The organism is Kitasatospora cystarginea (assembly GCF_039533515.1).
Lineage (GTDB): Bacteria > Actinomycetota > Actinomycetes > Streptomycetales > Streptomycetaceae > Kitasatospora > Kitasatospora cystarginea.
The window spans coordinates 226006-244354 of sequence record NZ_BAAATR010000005.1; the positions used below are offsets into that span (position 1 = coordinate 226006).

Sequence of the window (18349 nt, forward strand, 5' to 3'; positions counted from 1 at the left end):
CGCGGTCGCGGATGCGGTAGCGGCGGTACGCCGGCGCCGGTTTCGGACGGCGCCGGTCGCGGGCGGTATCAGTCGTAGGCGGCCTCCACGGACCAGTGGCCGCCCTCGGCGGTGAGCATCAGAGCCCGTTCGCCGGCCACCGTGATCTGGAAGCGGGCCCGGCGGCGACGCCGGTCCGGGTCCCACCAGTACTCGACTGCGGGCCAGGGCCCGGTCCAGCCGGTGACCTCCAGCAGCCTGCCGTCCAGGACGAGCCGGGCCGGTGGGGCGGACACCTCGGCCCGGCCGCTGACGGTGACGGGCAGGCCGTCCGGGTCCAGGACGGTGGCCGGGACCGGGCTGCGCGGCACCACGCTGGGCGCCGGGTCCTGCACCCGGCCCGGCCAGGGGGCGGGTGCGGGTGCCTCGTACGCCTCGCCCCAGGGGACGCGCGCCAGTTGCTCGGCCGGGCCCCGGCCGCCGGCGGGCTCGGCCCGGCGCAGTCCGGCGTGCCCGAGCACCGCCTGCACCCGGGCGACGGCGCGTTCGACCCGGTCCTCGGCCACGGCCTGGCCCCAGAGCGCCAACTGCCGTCCCTGATCGGGCACCAGGCCGTCGGGGACGAGGCGCAGCGTGGTGAAGCCGGCGGAGGCGGCGGGTTCACCGGAGCCTGCGGCGTCGGCAGGGTCAGTGGCGTCGGTGGAGTCGGCGGCGGAAGCCGGCGTGAAGGTGCCCGCGGTCTGCCAGGCCTGGAGCTGCCAGCGGACGCGTTCGGCGAGTGCGAAGGGACCGAGCTTGCCCTCGTGCCGCCAGAGGCGGGTGGCACTACGGCCGTCGGCGCAGGTCACCTCGACGGCGAAGCGCCGGCAGGCCAGTCCGGCCGCGGCCAGCCGGGTGTGCAGCTGTTCGGCGAGCGTGCGGGCGATGAAGATCAGTGGTTCGGCGAGCAGCTCCGGCGGGTCGAAGCGGTGTTCCACCGCGAGGTCGAGGCCCTCGGGACGGGGCACCAGCGGACGGGACTGGAGCCCTCGGGCGCGACGGTGCGCGGCCGTCCCGGTCGGGCCGAAGCGGTCGGCGACCGCCCGGCCGGAGAGCGCGGCGAAGTCGCCGACGGTGTGCACTCCGAGCCGGACCAGCAGTTCGGCCAGCGGCTCGTCACCGAGCGCGGCCACGGGGTACGGGGCGAGGAACTCCGCCGTCCTGCCGTCCGGTACGAGTATCCCGGCACGGGCCGCCAGCACCGCCGCGAACAGCCCGTCGGCCACCCCGACCTGGCAGTGCGGCAGCACCCGGGCCTCGGGGTTCGCGGCCTCCGGCCCGTCGCCGGGGACTCGCTGCCCGGTCGGCAGCCGTACCCCCGCCTCCGGCGGCGCGTCGGCCTGGGCGTCCGGGGCGGGCCGGGACATGCCCCGGGCGAGGGCCGCGGCGACCGCCGCGTGCACCCGGGTGGCCAGCGCCGCCTCGCCGCCGAAGTAGCGGCCGGGCCCCTTGACCGGGATCGCGCACATCCCCGGGCGCAGCACCTCGACCCGGGGCGTGAACGCCTCCACCGCGGCGACCACCGGTTCGAACAGGCGGGTCTCGGTCTCCGGGTCGCGGTCGCGGAGCTCCAGCGCCGGGCAGAGCCGCTGGGCCAGCCGCAGCCGCTGCCCGCGGCGGACGCCCGCGGCCCGGGCCGCGTCCGAACAGGCCAGCACCCGCCCAGCTTCCAGCACCGCGACCGCCCGGTCCGTACCGGCGGCTTCCGGCGCCGTGGCCACGACCGGCCAGTCCGGGCACCACACCACCAGTACCCGCGGCACGCCCGGGCCCGGACCGGCGCCTGCGCCCCCGTCCGGGTTCGGACCCCGCTCCGCCGTCACCGCCATCTCACACCGCCGTACCGCTCACACCGTCGCCACACCGCTGCCCGAACCACCGCTCACACCACCGCCAGTCCGAGACCGCCGAGCGCGGGCTCCGCCTCGTCGGGCCCGGAAAGCACGGCGGGCCCGGAAAGCACGGCGGATCCGGGGAACACAGTGGCCCCGGGAGGCACAGCAGTCCCGGAGCGCACAGCAGCCCCGGAAGACCCGACGGGCACCGTCTCGACCGACTCCGCGGATTCGATCACCCGCGCCGTGCCGTGTTCGTCCGGCAGCCACAGGTGCGCCGAACGGGCGCGGGCTCCGGCCCCGCGCCCCTCCGCCGTGATCTCGGCCTGCCGTCCCACCAGCTGTCCGTACCCCTCACCGAGGCCGAACCAGCGGGCGGACTTCACGGCCAGCCGCAGCCCGGCGCCCGGCCAGGGGCCCGCGACCAGCAGCGCACAGCCGCCGCGCCGCAGCACGGCGGTGAGCCTGGCCGCCAGCTGCGCGGACACCGGCCCTTCCGGGCGCAGCAGGATCAACCCGACCGCTCCGGCCAGGGCCGCGACGACCTCCGGCCAGTGCTGCCCCGGGTCGTCCACGAGCAGCAGTCGTCGCAGGTCGAAGCCGTAGCCGGCGGCGGCCGTCAGCCCTAGGTCGGGCAGTCCCACGGCCGCCGACCAGGTGCCCTCCACCGCCGCCGCACCGGCCGCCAGGGCCAGCAGCAGTCCGGTGTCGCCCAGGACCGACACCGCCGTGCCTCGCCGCAGCCCGCCGCCGGGCAGCAGTGGTGCCAGCGCGGGGAGGACGGGCAGCAGGTCTTCCCCGGTCGGCGCGAGGGTGGCCGGCCGGATCAGCGCGGAATCGAAAGTGGGCACACTTCAGGATCGAACATATGTTCAGTGATATTCAAGTCCAACTATCTGATAGGGCGACAGAAACGCTCTGACCTGCTCAAATGAGGAACTCCGAGACCGTTCGATCACGCTCCGCATTCGGACGTCAAAATCGAACACCCGACATGCCGACTCGCCACCGACACCGCCCGGGGGCGGTGCCGGCAGTGGAGGTCACACGGCGGTGGCAGCCCCGACGGCCGGACGGGCGCTGCGGCGAGCGCCCAGCATCCGGTCGAGCGCAAGCGCACCGGGGCCGCTGAACACCAGGAGCAGGAAGGCCCAGCAGTAGAGCGCGGAGAGCTCGCCGTGGTTCTGCAGCGGGAGCAGCGCGGCCCGCTGGTGCTCGACGAAGTACGCGTACGCCATCGAGCCGGAGCAGATCAGCGCGGCGGCACGGGTGAACAGACCGGAGAGCACCAGCACTCCGCCTGCCAGCTGGATCACTGCCGCATACCAGAACGGCCAGGTGCCGGCGGGAACGGAACCGCCGCCCGGTGCGCCACCGAGGACCCCGAACAGCGAGGCGGCGCCGTGACAGGCGAAGAGGAAGCCCATGGCGATCCGGAAGAGGGCCAGGGCGTAGGGCCGGGCAGCATCGAGGCGCGCGTTGAACAAAGGCATGAACATGCTCCTGTAGGCCGGGAATTGACGCGCGCACAGATTAGGACAGGCTAACCTACCAGGCAAGAGCCACAGTTGATGCTCAACCCGGCAACCTGTTCGCGTGGCGACTCCTGACGCCACGTCACCCGAGGGCCCGGTCCAGGTTGAACGCGGCGCTGATCAGCGAGAGATGGGTGAACGCCTGGGGGAAGTTGCCCAGTTGCTCGCCGGTCGGGCCGATCTCCTCGGCGTAGAGGCCGAGGTGGTTGGCGTAGGTGAGCATCTTCTCGAAGGCCAGCCGGGCCTCCTCCAGGCGCCCGGCGCGGGCCAGGGCCTCGACGTACCAGAAGGAGCAGATCGAGAAGGTGCCCTCGGTGCCGCGCAGGCCGTCGGGGCTGGACTCGGGGTCGTAGCGGTAGACCAGCGAGTCCGACACCAGCTCAGCGGTGAGCGCGTCCAGGGTGGAGAGCCACTTGGGATCGGTGGGCGAGACGAACTTGGCCATCGGCATCATCAGCAGGGCGGCGTCGAGCACGTCGCCGTCCAGGCACTGGACGAACGCCTTCCGCTCGGCCGACCAGCCGCGCCGCATGATCTGCCGGTAGATCGCGTCACGGCTCTGCTGCCAGCGCTGGAGGTCGGCGGGCAGACCGCGCCGGTGCGCCATCCGGATCGCCCGCTCCATCGCCACCCAGCACATCAGCCGGGAGTACAGGAAGTTCCTCCGGCCGCCCCGGGTCTCCCAGACGCCCTCGTCCGGCTGGTCCCAGTGGTCGCAGAGCCAGTCCACCACGCCGCCGACCTCGTCCCACCGGTCGCTGCCGATCGGCTGCCCCCACTTGTCGTACAGGTAGACCGAGTCGATCAGCGCGCCGTAGATGTCCAGCTGGAGCTGGCCGGTGGCGGCGTTGCCGACCCTGACCGGCGCCGATCCCAGGTGACCCGCCAGGTGGGCGAGCTCGTACTCGGGCAGCTCGCGGCGTCCGTCGATGCCGTACATGATCTGCAACGGGCCGGTGGCGTCGAGGTCGTGCCCGGGGTCCAGCCGGACCGCCCGCTCGTCCAGGAACCCCATGAACGCCTCGGCCTCCGAGGTGAAGCCCAGCCGGAGCATGGCGTAGATGCAGAAGGCGGCGTCGCGGACCCAGACGTACCGGTAGTCCCAGTTGCGCTCGCCGCCGATCTGCTCGGGGAGGCTGGTGGTCGGTGCGGCCACGATGGCGCCGGTCGGCGCGTAGGTGAGCAGCTTCAGCACCAGCGCGGAGCGGTGCACCGTCTCCCGCCAGCGTCCGTGGTAGCGCGAACCGGCCAGCCAGCGGCGCCAGAACCCGACCGTGGCGCAGAACTCGTCCTCCGCCTCGGCCTTGGGGCAGGCCCTGGGCCCCACCTGGTCGCCGATCCGGTCCAGGGCGAACACCGCGGACTCGCCCTCCAGGAGCTTGAAGTGCGAGATGACGTCCTTCCCGTCGCACTCCAGTGTCGTGGTGGTGGTGAGCGCCAGCGACAGCGACCGCGACTCGAAGATCGCCTCGTGGCCCGCCAGCCGCACCGTGTGCGGTTCGGCCCCGTAACCGAACCGGGGCGCCACCCGGACCCGGAACGGCAGCACGCCGCGCACGCACACCACCCGCCGGATCAGCCGGTGCCGACCCGCCTCCCGGGACTCGTCGACGACCGGCATGAAGTCCTGGATCTCCGCCACCCCGTCGGCGGCGAAGAACCGTGTGATCAGCACGTTGGTGTCGGGGAAGTAGAACTGCCTGGTGCGGCTCGGGACATCGGCGGCCAGCTCGAAGGATCCGCCCCGGTCTGCGTCGAGGATCGCCCCGAACACGCTGGGTGCGTCGAAGCGCGGGCAGCAGTACCAGTCGATGGTGCCGTCAGTTCCCACCAGCGCGGCGGTGCGGAGGTCGCCGATCAACCCGTGCTCGGAGATCGGCAGATAGCGCGAGCCGTCCACGCCCCCAAAACCGGCGTTGTCGAATGCCATACCGGCCTCCCTACCGCTGCGGTACGGGCACCGAGAGAACCTCGCATTTCATGGTAAACCCGACCTCGAAGCGGACAACCGGCCGTGGTCTCCGGGGCGGTCGCGGCACCGCCGGCCCGCCCGCGGCCGGGCTCCGGGGCCCGGCCGCGATCCGGCCGGGCCCTCTCGCGCCGATGTCGCGTCAGGCCGTAGAGTCTGGCCGACCGTTCAGTAACAGAAAGTCGCGGCAGCGGCGGCCGGCGAAGGATCCCGATGAAGCGTCACGCGTGGTTGGACCGGATACACCAGCTCGACCCCGAGACCGACTTCACCGAGATCTACCGGATCAGCAGCCAGTACGAGTTCCCGTGGGACACCAACCAGTCGCTGGGCTTCGCCCTCTACCGCACCTACGCCGTGCCGAGCATCGGCCGGCTGCTCGCCAGGACGGGCGAGTTCACCGAGCGGACCCAGAAGCGGTACGACGACACGGTGCTGATCCTGGACGCGGTGGTCGAGCACGGCTTCGACTCCGCGCAGGGCCGCGAGGCGATCCGCCGGATGAACCAGATGCACCGGCGCTACGACATCTCCGACGAGGACTACCTCTACGTCCTGTCCACCTTCGTCGTGGTACCCAAACGCTGGCTGGACGAGTACGGCTGGCGGCCGTACTCCCCGCACGAGCTGCGGGCCGCCGTCAACTACTACCGCGAACTGGGCCGCCACATGGGCCTGCGGGACATCCCGGAGACCTACCAGGAGTTCGAGCGGCTGCTGGACGACTACGAGCGGGCCCACTTCGGCTTCGACCAGGGCGGCCGGGACGTCTCCGACGCCACCCTGGCGCTGACCGCGAGCTGGTACCCGGAGGCATTCGGCGGGGCGGTGCACACCGCCTCGATCTGCCTGCTGGACGACCCGCTGCGCGAGGCCTTCGGCTACCCCCGGCCGCCCGCCCTGCTGCGGAAGGCGGTCCGGTCCGCGCTGCGGCTGCGCGGGCGGGTGGTACGGCTGCTGCCGCCGCGCCGCAAGCCGGCGCCCGCCCGGGAGAGCAGCCAGGTCAGGGGATATCCGAACGGCTACCGGCTGAGCGAGCTGGGCACCTTCGAGGAGAGCGGCGGGTGTCCGTTCAAGGCCGCGGACCCCACCCCCACGGACGGCACCGACCCCGGACATGTCAGTCCCCGGTAGTCCCGATCTCGTCCTGAAACCTTCAGTCGTCACTGCTGATTCCGGTGTCGGGCGAACTTGCCGGGGGCTTAGCCAGATCCTGGATCATTGCCACTTCGGTTGACAAACGTCTTCGTCAGCCTCAACGGCTCTGTCCGGTTTTCCGGTGTATTGACCAGTTTCCTCCTTATTCGGCGCGGGTCAAGAGTTACAGGCAAACCTCTTCAGCGCGCTTCACCTCCACCACCCACAGTGCGCATGCCGGGACGGATGGTGGCCGACGGGGCCGTGAGCTCGGCGGCCGGGCGGTCGCATCGCCGTCGACGTCCGCACCGGAGAGAGCCGGGGCCATGTGAACGGGACCATGCCGGGCGCGTTCACCGACCACCGGATACCGGCCGTCCGCGACGAACGGCCGAGGACGGCCAACCGGCGCCCGAGCCCGCCGGCGCGCGCTCTTGACGAACCGGGGACCGTGGCCAAGCCTGGTCGGGCACAGCCCAACGCACCCGCTCCACCCGCCGAGAGCCGGAGGTCAACGGTGACCGAGCAGGCGTCCTACTCCCTTGGCAGTACCGGGAGTCCGCTGTTGACCTGCACCATCGCAGAGCGCCTCGACCAGGTGGCGTCCGCCTTCCCGGACCGGGAGGCGCTGGTGGACGTACCGAGCGGGCGGCGCTGGACGTACCGCGAACTGGCCGCGGACGTCGACCGGTTGGCCCGGGGGCTGCGGGCGCACGGGGTGGCCAAGGGCGACCGGGTGGGCATCTGGGCGCTCAACTGCCCGGAGTGGGTACTGGTGCAGTACGCCACCGCCCGGCTCGGCGCCGTCCTGGTGAACGTCAACCCGGCCTACCGCAGCCATGAACTGGCGTATGTGCTGAACCAGTCCGGGGTCAGCCTGCTGGTGGCCCAGTCCGCCTACCGCGGCAGCGACTACCGGGCGATGGTCGACGAGGCGGTAACCGAGGGCCGGTGTCCCGCGCTGCGCGGGACACTGTGGATCGGCGACCCGCAGTGGCAGCGACTGACCGGCCCCGCGGGCGACTTCCCGGCGCTGCACTGCGACGAGCCGATCAACATCCAGTACACGTCCGGCACCACCGGCTTCCCCAAGGGCGCCACCCTCTCGCACCGCAACATCCTCAACAACGCCCACTCGGTGGGCGAGTTGCTCGGCTACACCGAGCAGGACCGGATCTGCGTGCCGGTGCCCTTCTACCACTGCTTCGGCATGGTGATCGGCAACCTCGCGGCACTCAGCCGCGGCGCCTGCGTGGTGATCCCCTCGCAGGGCTTCGACCCGGCCGCCGCCCTGTGCGCCGTCGCCGCCGAGCGGGCCACCTCGCTGTACGGGGTGCCGACCATGTTCATCGCCGAACTCGGCCTGCCGGACTTCGACTCCTACGACCTCTCCTCGCTGCGGACCGGGCTGATGGGCGGCTCACCCTGCCCGGTGGAGGTGATGAAGCGGGTCCAGTCGGACATGCACATGGCCGAGGTCGCCATCGTGTACGGGATGACCGAGACCTCCCCCGTCTCCACCATGACCCGGCGCACGGACGACCTGGCCCGCCGCACCGAGACGGTCGGCCGGGCGATGCCGCACGTCGAGGTGAAGGTGATCGACCCGGAGAGCGGACGGACGGCGCCGCGCGGCGAGGCGGGCGAGCTGTGCACCCGGGGGTACTCGGTGATGCTCGGCTACTGGGACGAGCCCGAGCGCACCGCGGAGGCGGTCGACGCCGAGGGCTGGATGCACACCGGCGACCTGGCCGTGATGCGCGAGGACGGCTACCTGTCCGTGGTCGGGCGGATCAAGGACATGATCATCCGCGGCGGGGAGAACGTCTATCCGCGCGAGATCGAGGAGTTCCTGCACACCCATCCGGCGATCGCGGACGTCCAGGTGGTCGGGGTACCGGACGACCGGCTGGGCGAGGAGATCTTCGCCTTCGTCGTGCTGCGCGACCCGGCGGCCACCCTCAGCACCGAGGACGTGACCGCGTACTGCGCGGGGCGGCTCGCGCACTTCAAGACACCGCGCCACGTGCGGGTGGTGCGGACGTTCCCGATGACGGTGAGCGGCAAGGTCCGCAAGACCGAACTGCGCGAGATGGCGGCCCGGGAGCTGCTGCGGTGAGCGCACCGGAGGCGGCCACGGGCCGCGGGTGGTTATCGAAACGTGTTCGACCACCCCCATAAGTTCATCTAACCTGATGGCATGCTTATTCTTATGAGTCGTCGCCACGTGGACCTGTGCCGCGTCACGAGCATGTCCTGTCGACGCTCCGACTGATCTCGCCCTTCCCCGCCCTCGGGCACCACCCTCCCCCGGCACCGCTGCGCCGCCCCCACCCGTGGCGTCGCAGCGACGGCCTTCCGGCGACCACCGGAGCAGCCGGGGCACCGAACTCAGCGGATGTCACCCATGACTCAGCAGTCGCGTTCCATCGCTCTTCCCGTGATCGACCTCTCACTCGCCGACGGCGGCGCCGAGGACCGCGCCCTCCTGCACCGCAACCTGCGGGAGGCGGCGACCGAGGTGGGCTTCTTCCAGCTCACCGGCCATGGCGTAACCCCGGCCGAGACGGCCGTCCTCACCGACACGATGCGGGCCTTCTTCGCCCTCCCCGAGGCCGACCGGCTCTCCGTGTCCAACCTCAACTCCCCGCACTTCCGCGGCTACACCCGCACCGGCGACGAGCGCACCGGCGGCAGCCGGGACTGGCGCGACCAGCTGGACATCGGCGCCGAGCTGCCCCCGCACGTCCCCGGCCCCGAGGAGCCCGCGTACTGGTGGCTGGAGGGCCCCAACCAGTGGCCCGAGGCGCTGCCGGAGCTGCGCACCGCGGCACTGGGCTGGATCGACCGGCTGAGCGGTGTGGCCGAACGGCTGCTGCACGAACTGCTCGCCGCGATCGGCGCCGAGCCGGACTTCTACGACCACGCCTTCGCCGGGCACCCGCACCTGCGACTCAAGCTGGTCCGCTACCCGGGTACCGCGCCCGACGGCGCCGGACAGGGCGTGGGCTCGCACAAGGACTACGGGTTCATCACCCTGCTGCTCCAGGACGAGGTCGGCGGGCTCCAGGTGGAGCACGACGGGTCCTACCTGGACGTGCCGCCGATGCCCGGCGCCTTCGTGGTCAACCTCGGCGAGCTGCTCGAGGTCGCCACCAACGGATACCTCAAGGCCACCGACCACCGGGTGGTCAGCCCGCCCGGAGCGCGCGAGCGGTTCTCGGTCCCGTTCTTCTACAACCCGCGCCTGGACGCCCACATCGAGCCGCTGGACTTCCCGGGCGCCGGGGACGCGCCCGGCACCACCCAGGACCCGGCCAACCCGCTCTACGCCGACTTCGGATTCAACGAGCTGAAGGGGTACCTCCGCGCCCACCCCGAGGTCACCAGCCGCCACCACGCCGGTCTGGTGCCCAGCGCGTAGCCGGAGCCGTCGGACCGCGCCACCGGCGGGCAGCGCCCCGTCGGCGGCGCGCCGACGTTCCCACCGGCCGGGCCGACGGGTCAGAGCGGCAGGTCCCCGCCGGGTGCGGGCTCCAGCCGGCCCAGCAGGAAGGGGAGCATCCCACGTTCGAGCAAGGCGGCCCGCCATGCCTCGCGGGCCAGCAGGAGGCTGTCCGGGACGGGCTCCGCGGCCTCGGCGTGCGCCAGCGCGGCCGAGCGGTGCCGGGCCGCCGTGACCAGCAGTCCGACCACGCCGACGACCGCCCCGGCCGCCGCGGCGATCGCCGCGGACCAGGCGACCTCGGTCACCGAGTCGGCCAGGTGGCGTTCGGAGCGCGCGAAGAACCTGAGCAGGCTGCCGATCAGGTAGCAGAGCACCGCTGTGGCACCCGCCAGCACCGGGGTGAAGACCGCGAGCGCGCTCAGCAGACCGCCGTCGCGCCGGCCCTCCCCCTCCTCGCGCGGCCGTCCGCCGAGCGGTCCGGCCAGGTCCGCGGCGGCCCGCAGCCTGGCGTACTCGCCGTACTCGTCCGCTGCCGCGGAGACGATCTCCGCGGCAGCGGACCGGGCCAGGGCGCGCAGGCTCGCCCGGTCCAGGCCCTGGGCGCCGCGTACGAGCGCCGCCCGGATGTCGTCGCTGGCCAGGGCCTGGGTGAGCGCACGCTCGAAGTCGGCCTGATCCTGCTGCCGAAGCCGGGGAGGTACGTCCACAGGTGTCCTCCGATGCGTGGGACGCCGGACCGGCCCGGCCGGCTGTCCGAGTCGCGGATGAAGCGTGCGGCACACTGAATCTACAGCAGTGTAGAGGAGGCGGTTCCCCGCCGGAGGGCGGGTGCGGCCGCCGCCCCGCGCTCATCACCGCCACGCGCGCTCACTAGGATGAAGCGCGCAGCCGGACGCGCGCTGCGCGCACGGGCGGGCCCGCCGGGAGGAGACACCATGGACCGGAGCAGAGGCGATCTCGGCAGGCGGCCGCGCAAGCGGGGCCAGGGCGAACTGGAGAGCCAGGTCCTGGAGGTGCTCAGCAAGGCCACCGAGCCGGTCACCGCGGGCTGGGTGCAGGAGCGCCTCGGCGGCGAACTGGCCTACACCACGGTGATGACCATCCTCTCCCGGCTGCTCGCCAAGCAGGCGGTCTCCCGCAGCCGCTCGGGCCGGGTCTATCTGTGGCTGGCCGCCTCGGACGCGGCTGGGCTGGCCGCGATGAGGATGCGCAGGGTGCTCGACACCGAGTCCGACCGGGACGCGGTACTGGCCAGCTTCGTCAGCGCGCTGCTCCCCGAGGACGAGCGCCGGTTGCGGGCCCTGCTGGACGGCTCCGCCGAGGGACGCCCGGCGGACGGGTACTCGCCGCAGGACCGCCCGGCCGGGCGACGGGAGCACTGAGCCGTGGGCGTCTTCGTCTTCCTCCCGTTGATCCTGCCCCTGACGGCGCTGCCGATCGCCCGCCTCGCCGAGCACCACCTGCACCCGCGCAACGCGGTCCGGTTGCTCACCTGGATCAGCGTGAGCATGGCGGTCTGCAGTTCGCTCTGCCTCGGCCTGCTCTTCGTGGTCGGCACCGCGCAGATCCCGGGCAACCCGCTGCCGGACAACTGGTCCGACCCTGAGGTGCGCGCGGCGGTGCCGTTCCACGAGGAGGTCGGTACGGCGGCGGTGATCGTCCTGGTCACCGTGCTCACCATGTGCTCGGTCACCCTGCGGCGGCACCTGCGGATCAGGGCCCGCGCCCAGCACGCCCTGGAGTTCGTGCCGCGCGACTCCGACCTGGCGGTGCTGCCCGACAGCAACCCGTACGCCTACGCGGTGCCCGGCGCGCCCGGGCGGATCGTCGTCTCCACCGGCATGATCGACAGCCTCGGGACCGAGGAGCGCCGGGCCCTGATCGCGCACGAGCGTTCCCACTTGGCCAACCGGCACCACCGCTACCTGCTGGCGACCCAACTGGCCAGCTGCGTCAACCCGTTCCTGCGGCCGCTGGAGAAGGCCGTCGCCTACGGCACCGAGCGCTGGGCCGACGAGGAGGCCGCGCACACCGTCGGCAGCCGCCGGGTGACGGCCCGGGCGGTCGCCAAGGCCGCCCTCGTCACCCGGCACGTACCCGCACCCGGGTTCGCCGCCTTCGCCGCCCCCGGCCCCGTCCCGCGCCGGGTGGCCGCACTGCTCAACCCCGAGGTGCTGCCCGAGACCTGGCCCCCGGCGCACAGCCCGGTCGGCCTGGCCGCGATGGTCGCCGCCGCCGGCACCGCGGCCTCGGCGCTGTCCGCGCTGAACGCGGCCGTCGCCCTGCTGCTCGTGCTCAAGGCCGCCACACCGCTGTAGTCCGGCCTGCGCCGACCAGGGCCGTCGGGCGGCGCGGCCCGGCGGCCCTCACGCCTTCCGGATCCGCTCAGATCCCCGACAGCGGCAGCAGGACCAGCCGCTCGGGGTCGAAGGGCATCCAGGTCAACGCGCCGCCCTTGCCGACGGTCCGCACCCGGCACCACGCCTCACCGCCGGCCGGATGCCACCAGGCGTTGATCCGGCCCAGCGCCCAGGTCCCGTCCTCACGGTGCACCTCGACCGGCTGGTACACCCGGCGCACCTCCGCCTCCGGCGGCTGGAAGGCCCCGCCGCCGGGACGCCGAGCTGCGCCGGAGCGCCCCTGTGTTCCGTACACCGTCCGCTCCCCTGCTCTGTGGGCGACTGCCACCAGAACTCTACAGACCTGTAGAACTCTGCGGGGAGGTCCCCGACCGGGTACCGGCCCCGCGGCGGGGGCCGGTACCGCCACGCCGGCATGGACCCCGGGGCCGGAGCAGTGTCACACTGATGCTGTTACAGCAGATCTGCCATATCGGGCTCTCCCTGACTCAGCATGAGGTTTCGTTCCATGACAGCAACTCCGGCCGGGCCGCCGCGGCTCACCGTCGACGAACTGGCGGCCAGGGCCGGGGTGACGGTGCGGACGCTGCGGTTCTACAGCACCAAGGGCCTGCTGCCGCCGCCGGAGCTGGGACCGCGCCGGGTCGGGCTGTACGGCCCCGAGCACCTCGGGCGGCTGGAACTGATCGAGGAGCTGCAGCGGCAGGGCCTCACCCTGGCGGCGATCGAACGGTACCTGGCCCAACTGCCCGAGGACATCAGCTCCCTGGACCTGGCCATCCACCGGGCACTGGTGGCCTCCTGGACCCCGGAAGCCGCCGAGGAGGCCACCCGCGACCAGCTCGGCCGACGGGCCGGCCGGGCACTCTCGGACGCCGACGTGGACCGGCTGGCCGCGATGGGCGCGCTGCACCGCACCGACGACCCCGAGGTCTTCGAGATCGATCCGGGTCTGCTCCCGCTCGGGGTACGGGTGTTGGACGTGCCCATCCCGCTGGAGACGTTGGTCGCGGCCCGCGCGGTGGTCCGCCTGCACAGCCAGGCGACCGCCCACGACCTGCACCGGCTGTTCCGCGAGACGGTCTGGAAGCCCTACCGCGAGAGCGCCCCGCCGCCGGCGGAACTGGAGCGGATGAAGGAACTGACCGACCGGATCCAGCCGATGGTGGTCCAGGCCCTGGTGACGGCCTTCCAGCGCTCCCTCGCCGACGAGCTGGCCGCGCAGCGGCCGTAGCGCCGCCGGGACGGCCCGCCGCCGGGCGAGCACCCGAGGGGCGCGGGGTACCGCGCGACCGGCCAGGCACCGAGGCGCATGGTCTCCCGCACGGTTCCCCGTGCCCCTCGGACAGTGCGGGTCCGGGTTCGCAGCATCCACTACGAAGTCGCGGGGTTGCGCGCACAGTTCCCCGCGCCCCTGCTGCGCAAGCCACCACACATCCTCACTGTCAGTCCTGGAAGCGCCCGCCCTCCGCCGCGAGGCGCTCCAGCAGTGCGGGCGGCTCGAAGCGCTCGCCGTACGCCGCCGTCAACTCCCGTGCGCGGGCGAGGAACCCGGGCAGCCCGCCCTGGTAGCCGTTGATGTACTGGAGCACGCCGCCCGTCCAGGCCGGGAAGCCGATGCCCAGGACGGAGCCGACGTTGGCGTCGGCGACCGAGGTCAGCACCCCCTCCTCCAGGCAGCGCACCGAGTCCAGCGCCTCCGCGAAGAGCATCCGCTCCTTCATGTCCTCGAACGGGATCTGAACCCCGGGCTTCCCGAAGTGCTCCCGCAGCCCCGGCCACAGCCGGACGCGCCTGCCGTCCTGGTACTCGTAGAAGCCGGCGCCGCCGCTGCGCCCCGGCCGGTCGAACTCGTCCAGCATCCGGTCCATCACCGCGTCCGCGGGGTGCGGCTGCCAGGTCCCGCCCTCCTCCTCGACGGCGTGCCGCGCCTCGTTACGGATCTTGCGCGGCAGGGTGAGGGTCAGCTCGTCCAGCAGCGAGAGCACCTTGGCGGGGTACCCGGCCTGGGCGGCGGCCTGCTCGACGGAGACCGGGTCGGCACCCTCACCGACCATCGCCACGCCCTCGTTGATGAACTGGCCGATGACGCGCGAGGTGAAGAAGCCGCGCGAGTCGTTGACCACGATCGGGGTCTTGCGGATCTGCCGGACCAGGTCGAAGGCGCGGGCCAGCGCCTCATCGCCGGTCCGCGGGCCCCGGATGATCTCCACCAGCGGCATCTTGTCGACCGGCGAGAAGAAGTGCAGGCCGATGAAGTCGGCGCTGCGGGTGACCCCTTCGGCGAGCAGGCCGATCGGCAGGGTGGAGGTGTTGGAGCAGAGCAGCGCGTCCGGCGCGACGATGTCCTCGATCTCCTGGAAGACCTTGTGCTTGAGCTCCGGGTTCTCGAAGACCGCCTCGATCACCGCCTCGCAGCCCGCCAGGTCCGCCGCCTCGGCGGTCGGCGTGATCCGGGCCAGGAGCTCCTCCCGCTCCTCGGGCGTGGTCCGCCCGCGCGCCACCGCCTTGTCCAGCAGCCCGGCCGAGTACGCCTTTCCCCGCTCGGCGGCCTCCGGCGAGACGTCCTTGAGCAGCACCTGCATCCCGGCCTTGGCACAGGAGTACGCGATGCCCGCGCCCATCATCCCGGCGCCGAGCACGGCGACCTTGCCCACCTTGCGGGCCGGCACGTCCTTCGGCCGGCCGGCACCGGAGTTGACGGCCTGCATGTCGAAGAAGAACGCCTGGATCATGTTCTTGGCGGTCTGTCCGCAGGCCAGCTCGGTGAAGTACCGGGACTCGATCACCAGCGCGGTGTCCACGTCCACCTGGGCGCCCTCCACCGCGGCTGCCAGGATGTTCCGCGGGGCGGGGTAGGGCGCGCCGTTCAGCTGCTTGCTCAGGTTGGCCGGGAACGCCGGGAGGTTGGCCGCGAAGGCGGGAGTGGCCGGGGTGCCGCCCGGGATCCTGTACCCCTTGACGTCCCAGCGCTGCACCGCTGCGGGGTTGGCGTCGATGAAGGCGCGCGCCTTGGCGGTCATCTCCTCGGTGTCCTGGGCGAGTTCGTCCACCAGGCCGATCTCCAGCGCCTGCGCCGGCCGGTACTGCCGGCCCTGCAGCAGCACCTTGAGCAGGGCGTCGGTGATGCCGAGCATCCGTACCGTACGGACCACGCCACCGCCGCCGGGGAGCAGGCCGAGGGTGACCTCGGGCAGGCCGATCCTGCTTCCGGGTACGTCCAGCGCGATCCGGTGGTGGCAGGCGAGCGCGAGCTCCAGGCCGCCGCCGAGGGCGGCGCCGTTGATCGCGGCGACCACCGGCCTGCCCAGCGTCTCCAGCTCGCGCATGGCTCGCTTGAGGCGCAGCGTGTTCTCCAGGAACTCGCCCGCCTGCTCGGGCTCCACGGCGCGCAGCAGGTGCAGGTCTCCGCCGGCGAAGAAGGTCTTCTTGGCGGAGGTGATGATGACGCCGCGCAGGTTCCCGGTCGCCTTGAGGCGCTCGACCACGGCGATGAACGCCTCGGTGAAGGCGGCGTTCATGGTGTTGACGGACTGGGCGGGGTCGTCGAGGACGAGGGTGACCACGCCCTCCTCGTCCTGCTCCCAGCGGATGACGGTTGCTTCGGTCATGGGATGAGTCCTTGGGGATGCGGGAGTCAGGAGGTGGTCAGACGCGCTCGATGACGGTGGCGATGCCCATGCCGCCGCCGACGCAGAGGGTGGCCAGGCCGTAGCGCAGGTCGCGGCGCTCCAGCTCGTCGATCAGGGTGCCGATCAGCATCGCGCCGGTCGCGCCGAGCGGGTGGCCGAGCGCGATGGCGCCGCCGTTGACGTTCACCTGGTCGTGGCTGAAGCCGAGTTCGCGCATGAAGCGCAGCGCGACGGCGGCGAAGGCCTCGTTGATCTCGACCAGGTCGATGTCCTCGGGCCGCAGGTCCGCCTTGGCGAGCGCCTTGCGGGTGGCCGGGGCGGGGCCGGTGAGCATGATGGTCGGCTCGGAGCCGGAGACGGCGGCCGAGACGATCCGGGCCCGCGGGCGCAGCCCGTACCGCTCGCCGATCTCGCGCGAGCCGATGGCGACCAGGGCGGCGCCGTCCACGATCCCGGAGGAGTTGCCCGCGGTGTGCACGTGGTCGATCGACTCGACCCAGTGGTACTTCTGCAGCGCGACCGCGTCGAATCCGCCCTGCTCGCCGATGGCGGCGAAGGAGGGCTTGAGGCCGGCCAGCGTCTCCACGGTGGTGCCGGGGCGGAAGAACTCGTCGCGCTCCAGCACCACGAGTCCGTTGCGGTCCTTGACCGGTACCACCGAGCGGTCGAACTTGCCGTCCGCCCAGGCCTTCGCGGCGCGGGCTTGGGACTCGGCTGCGAAGGTGTCCACGTCGGTGCGGGAGAAGCCCTCGATGGTGGCGATCAGGTCGGCGCCGACGCCCTGCGGGACGAACCCGACCTGGAAGCTGGTCATCGGGTCCATCGCCCAGGCGCCGCCGTCCGAGCCCATCGGCACCCGGGACATCGACTCCACGCCGCCGGCCAGGATCAGGTCCTCCCACCCCGAACGGACCTTCGCCGCGGCCAGGTTGACGGCTTCCAGGCCGGAGGCGCAGAAGCGGTTCTCCTGGACGCCCGCCACCGAGTCCGGCAGTCCGGCGGCGACGGCGGCGATCCGGGCGATGTCGGAGCCCTGGTCACCGAGCGGGCTGACCACACCGAGCACGATGTCGTCGATCGCAGCGGGGTCGAGGTCCGGGAAGCGGGCGCGGATCTCGTGGATCAGGCCGACCACCAGGTCGATCGGCTTGGTGCCGTGCAGCGAGCCGGTGGCCTTGCCCCGCCCGCGCGGGGTGCGGATCGCGTCGTAGACGTACGCTTCGGTGGTCACGGTGGGATGCCTTTCGGGAGGTCGGAGCCTTAGGTTCAGCCGAGCAGGGAGCGGCCGATGATCTCTTTCATGATCTCGGTGGTACCGCCGTAGATGGTCTGGATCCGGCCGTCGGTGAACGCCTTGGCGACCGGATACTCCGCCATGTAGCCGTATCCGCCGTGGAGTTGGAGGCAGCGGTCGGCGGTGCGCTTCTGGAGTTCGGTGGCCCACCACTTGGCCATCGAGGCGTCCACCGGGGTGAGCGCGGACCGGTTGTGCTCGGTGATGCAGCGGTCGATGAACGTCCGGGTGACCGCGCACTCGGTCGCCAGCTCGGCCATCTCGAACCGGACGTGCTGCAGCTTGGCGAGCGGCCGGCCGAAGGCGGTGCGGTCCTTGACGTACGCGGTGGTGAGCTCGACCAGGTGCTCGGCCCCCGCGATCGCGGAGACCGCGATGGCCAGGCGCTCCTGGGCGAGGTTGCGCATCAGGTACACGAAGCCCTGGTTCTCCTCGCCGAGCAGGTTCTCCTTCGGGACGCGCACGTCGTCGAAGAACAGCTCGGCGGTGTCCTGGGCCTTCTGGCCGATCTTGTCGAGGTTGCGGCCCCGCTCGAAGCCCGCCATCCCGCGCTCCACCACCAGCAGGCTGAGGCCGTGCGCACCGCCATCGGGGGTGGTCTTGGCGACGACCACCACCAGGTCGGCGAGGATGCCGTTGGAGATGAAGGTCTTGGCGCCGTTGAGCAGGTAGTGGTCGCCCTGGTCGACCGCGGTGGTGCGGATGCCCTGGAGGTCGGACCCGGCGCCCGGCTCGGTCATCGCGATCGCGGTGACGATCTCGCCGCTGCAGAACCCGGGCAGCCAGCGCCGCTGCTGCTCCTCGGTGGCGAGCGAGGTCAGGTAGGGACCGATGATGTCGTTGTGCAGCCCGAGGGCCAGCCCGCTGACCCCGGCCCTGGCGAACTCCTCGGCCAGCACGGCCGGATAGCGGAAGTCCGGGGTGCCGCCGCCCCCGTACTCCTCCGGGACGGCGAGGCCGAGCAGCCCCTGCTTGCCCGCCGCCAGCCAGGCCGAGCGGTCGACGATGCCCGCCTGCTCCCAGCGGTCGTTGTGCGGGAGCACCTCACGGACCAGGAACGCCCGGACGCTCTCGCGGAACGCCTCGTGCTCCTCGGTGTAGATCTCGCGCTGCACTGCGCT

Annotated in this window: 16 protein-coding genes; 7 read left to right on the forward strand and 9 right to left on the reverse strand. The window is 72.3% G+C overall.

Features of this window, described 5'->3' with window-relative positions; genetic code table 11:
* Nucleotides 1–68: 68 nt before the first annotated feature.
* The 4 genes from ABD369_RS08355 to ABD369_RS08370 form a co-directional block, all read right to left on the reverse strand.
* Entirely contained in the window at nt 69–1739 is a 1671-nt protein-coding gene (locus ABD369_RS08355; protein ID WP_344635603.1) for a DNA polymerase Y family protein, read from the reverse strand.
* 161 nt (nt 1740–1900) lie between these two features.
* Nucleotides 1901–2704 (reverse strand): hypothetical protein, encoded by an 804-nt coding sequence (locus ABD369_RS08360; RefSeq protein ID WP_344635604.1) that lies wholly within the window; start codon nt 2702–2704, stop codon nt 1901–1903.
* A 192-nt stretch (nt 2705–2896) separates the two neighbouring features.
* Nucleotides 2897–3346, reverse strand: a complete 450-nt coding sequence (locus tag ABD369_RS08365) for a DoxX family protein (RefSeq protein ID WP_344635605.1) — start codon at nt 3344–3346, stop codon at nt 2897–2899.
* Nucleotides 3347–3470: 124 nt separating this feature from the next.
* Nucleotides 3471–5318: a glycoside hydrolase family 15 protein gene (locus ABD369_RS08370; RefSeq protein WP_344635606.1), complete on the reverse strand. Its 1848-nt coding sequence runs from the start codon at nt 5316–5318 to the stop codon at nt 3471–3473.
* 252 nt (nt 5319–5570) lie between these two features.
* Between ABD369_RS08370 and ABD369_RS08375 the strand changes: the two genes are divergently transcribed.
* The 4 genes from ABD369_RS08375 to ABD369_RS08385 all read left to right on the forward strand — a co-directional run bounded on the left by ABD369_RS08375 (nt 5571) and on the right by ABD369_RS08385 (nt 9918).
* On the forward strand, nt 5571–6491 hold the full coding sequence (locus ABD369_RS08375; RefSeq protein ID WP_344635607.1) for an oxygenase MpaB family protein: 921 nt from the start codon (nt 5571–5573) through the stop codon (nt 6489–6491).
* A 520-nt stretch (nt 6492–7011) separates the two neighbouring features.
* The gene (locus ABD369_RS08380) at nt 7012–8613 is read left to right on the forward strand and encodes an AMP-binding protein (RefSeq protein WP_344635608.1); all 1602 of its coding nucleotides are present in this window, start codon (nt 7012–7014) and stop codon (nt 8611–8613) included.
* An 81-nt stretch (nt 8614–8694) separates the two neighbouring features.
* Entirely contained in the window at nt 8695–8769 is a 75-nt protein-coding gene (locus ABD369_RS41080) for a putative leader peptide (RefSeq protein ID WP_425557563.1), read from the forward strand.
* Nucleotides 8770–8901: 132 nt separating this feature from the next.
* Nucleotides 8902–9918, forward strand: coding sequence for an isopenicillin N synthase family dioxygenase (locus tag ABD369_RS08385; RefSeq protein ID WP_344635609.1), 1017 nt, complete (start codon nt 8902–8904; stop codon nt 9916–9918).
* An 80-nt stretch (nt 9919–9998) separates the two neighbouring features.
* Here ABD369_RS08385 and ABD369_RS08390 read toward each other — a convergent pair whose 3' ends face one another.
* Nucleotides 9999–10649: a hypothetical protein gene (locus ABD369_RS08390; RefSeq protein WP_344635610.1), complete on the reverse strand. Its 651-nt coding sequence runs from the start codon at nt 10647–10649 to the stop codon at nt 9999–10001.
* Between the two features lie 228 nt (nt 10650–10877).
* On the opposite strand from ABD369_RS08390, the gene ABD369_RS08395 reads away from it, so the two are divergent.
* Complete coding sequence (locus tag ABD369_RS08395) at nt 10878–11324, forward strand: BlaI/MecI/CopY family transcriptional regulator (RefSeq protein WP_344635611.1); 447 nt, start codon at nt 10878–10880, stop codon at nt 11322–11324.
* Between the two features lie 3 nt (nt 11325–11327).
* Complete coding sequence (locus ABD369_RS08400; protein ID WP_344635612.1) at nt 11328–12260, forward strand: M56 family metallopeptidase; 933 nt, start codon at nt 11328–11330, stop codon at nt 12258–12260.
* A 67-nt stretch (nt 12261–12327) separates the two neighbouring features.
* Here the strand turns inward: ABD369_RS08400 and ABD369_RS08405 are convergent, their stop codons facing one another.
* Nucleotides 12328–12597, reverse strand: coding sequence for a hypothetical protein (locus ABD369_RS08405; protein ID WP_344635613.1), 270 nt, complete (start codon nt 12595–12597; stop codon nt 12328–12330).
* A gap of 213 nt (nt 12598–12810) precedes the next feature.
* Between ABD369_RS08405 and ABD369_RS08410 the strand changes: the two genes are divergently transcribed.
* The gene (locus tag ABD369_RS08410) at nt 12811–13536 is read left to right on the forward strand and encodes a MerR family transcriptional regulator (protein WP_344635614.1); all 726 of its coding nucleotides are present in this window, start codon (nt 12811–12813) and stop codon (nt 13534–13536) included.
* 211 nt (nt 13537–13747) lie between these two features.
* On the opposite strand, the gene ABD369_RS08415 is transcribed toward ABD369_RS08410, so the two are convergent.
* The 3 genes from ABD369_RS08415 to ABD369_RS08425 are packed head-to-tail and all read right to left on the reverse strand — an operon-like array spanning nt 13748 to nt 18343.
* Nucleotides 13748–15913, reverse strand: a complete 2166-nt coding sequence (locus ABD369_RS08415; RefSeq protein ID WP_344635615.1) for a 3-hydroxyacyl-CoA dehydrogenase NAD-binding domain-containing protein — start codon at nt 15911–15913, stop codon at nt 13748–13750.
* Nucleotides 15914–15950: 37 nt separating this feature from the next.
* Nucleotides 15951–17165, reverse strand: coding sequence for an acetyl-CoA C-acetyltransferase (locus ABD369_RS08420; protein WP_344635616.1), 1215 nt, complete (start codon nt 17163–17165; stop codon nt 15951–15953).
* A 35-nt stretch (nt 17166–17200) separates the two neighbouring features.
* Nucleotides 17201–18343, reverse strand: a complete 1143-nt coding sequence (locus tag ABD369_RS08425) for an acyl-CoA dehydrogenase family protein (RefSeq protein ID WP_344635617.1) — start codon at nt 18341–18343, stop codon at nt 17201–17203.
* Nucleotides 18344–18349 lie beyond the last annotated feature (6 nt).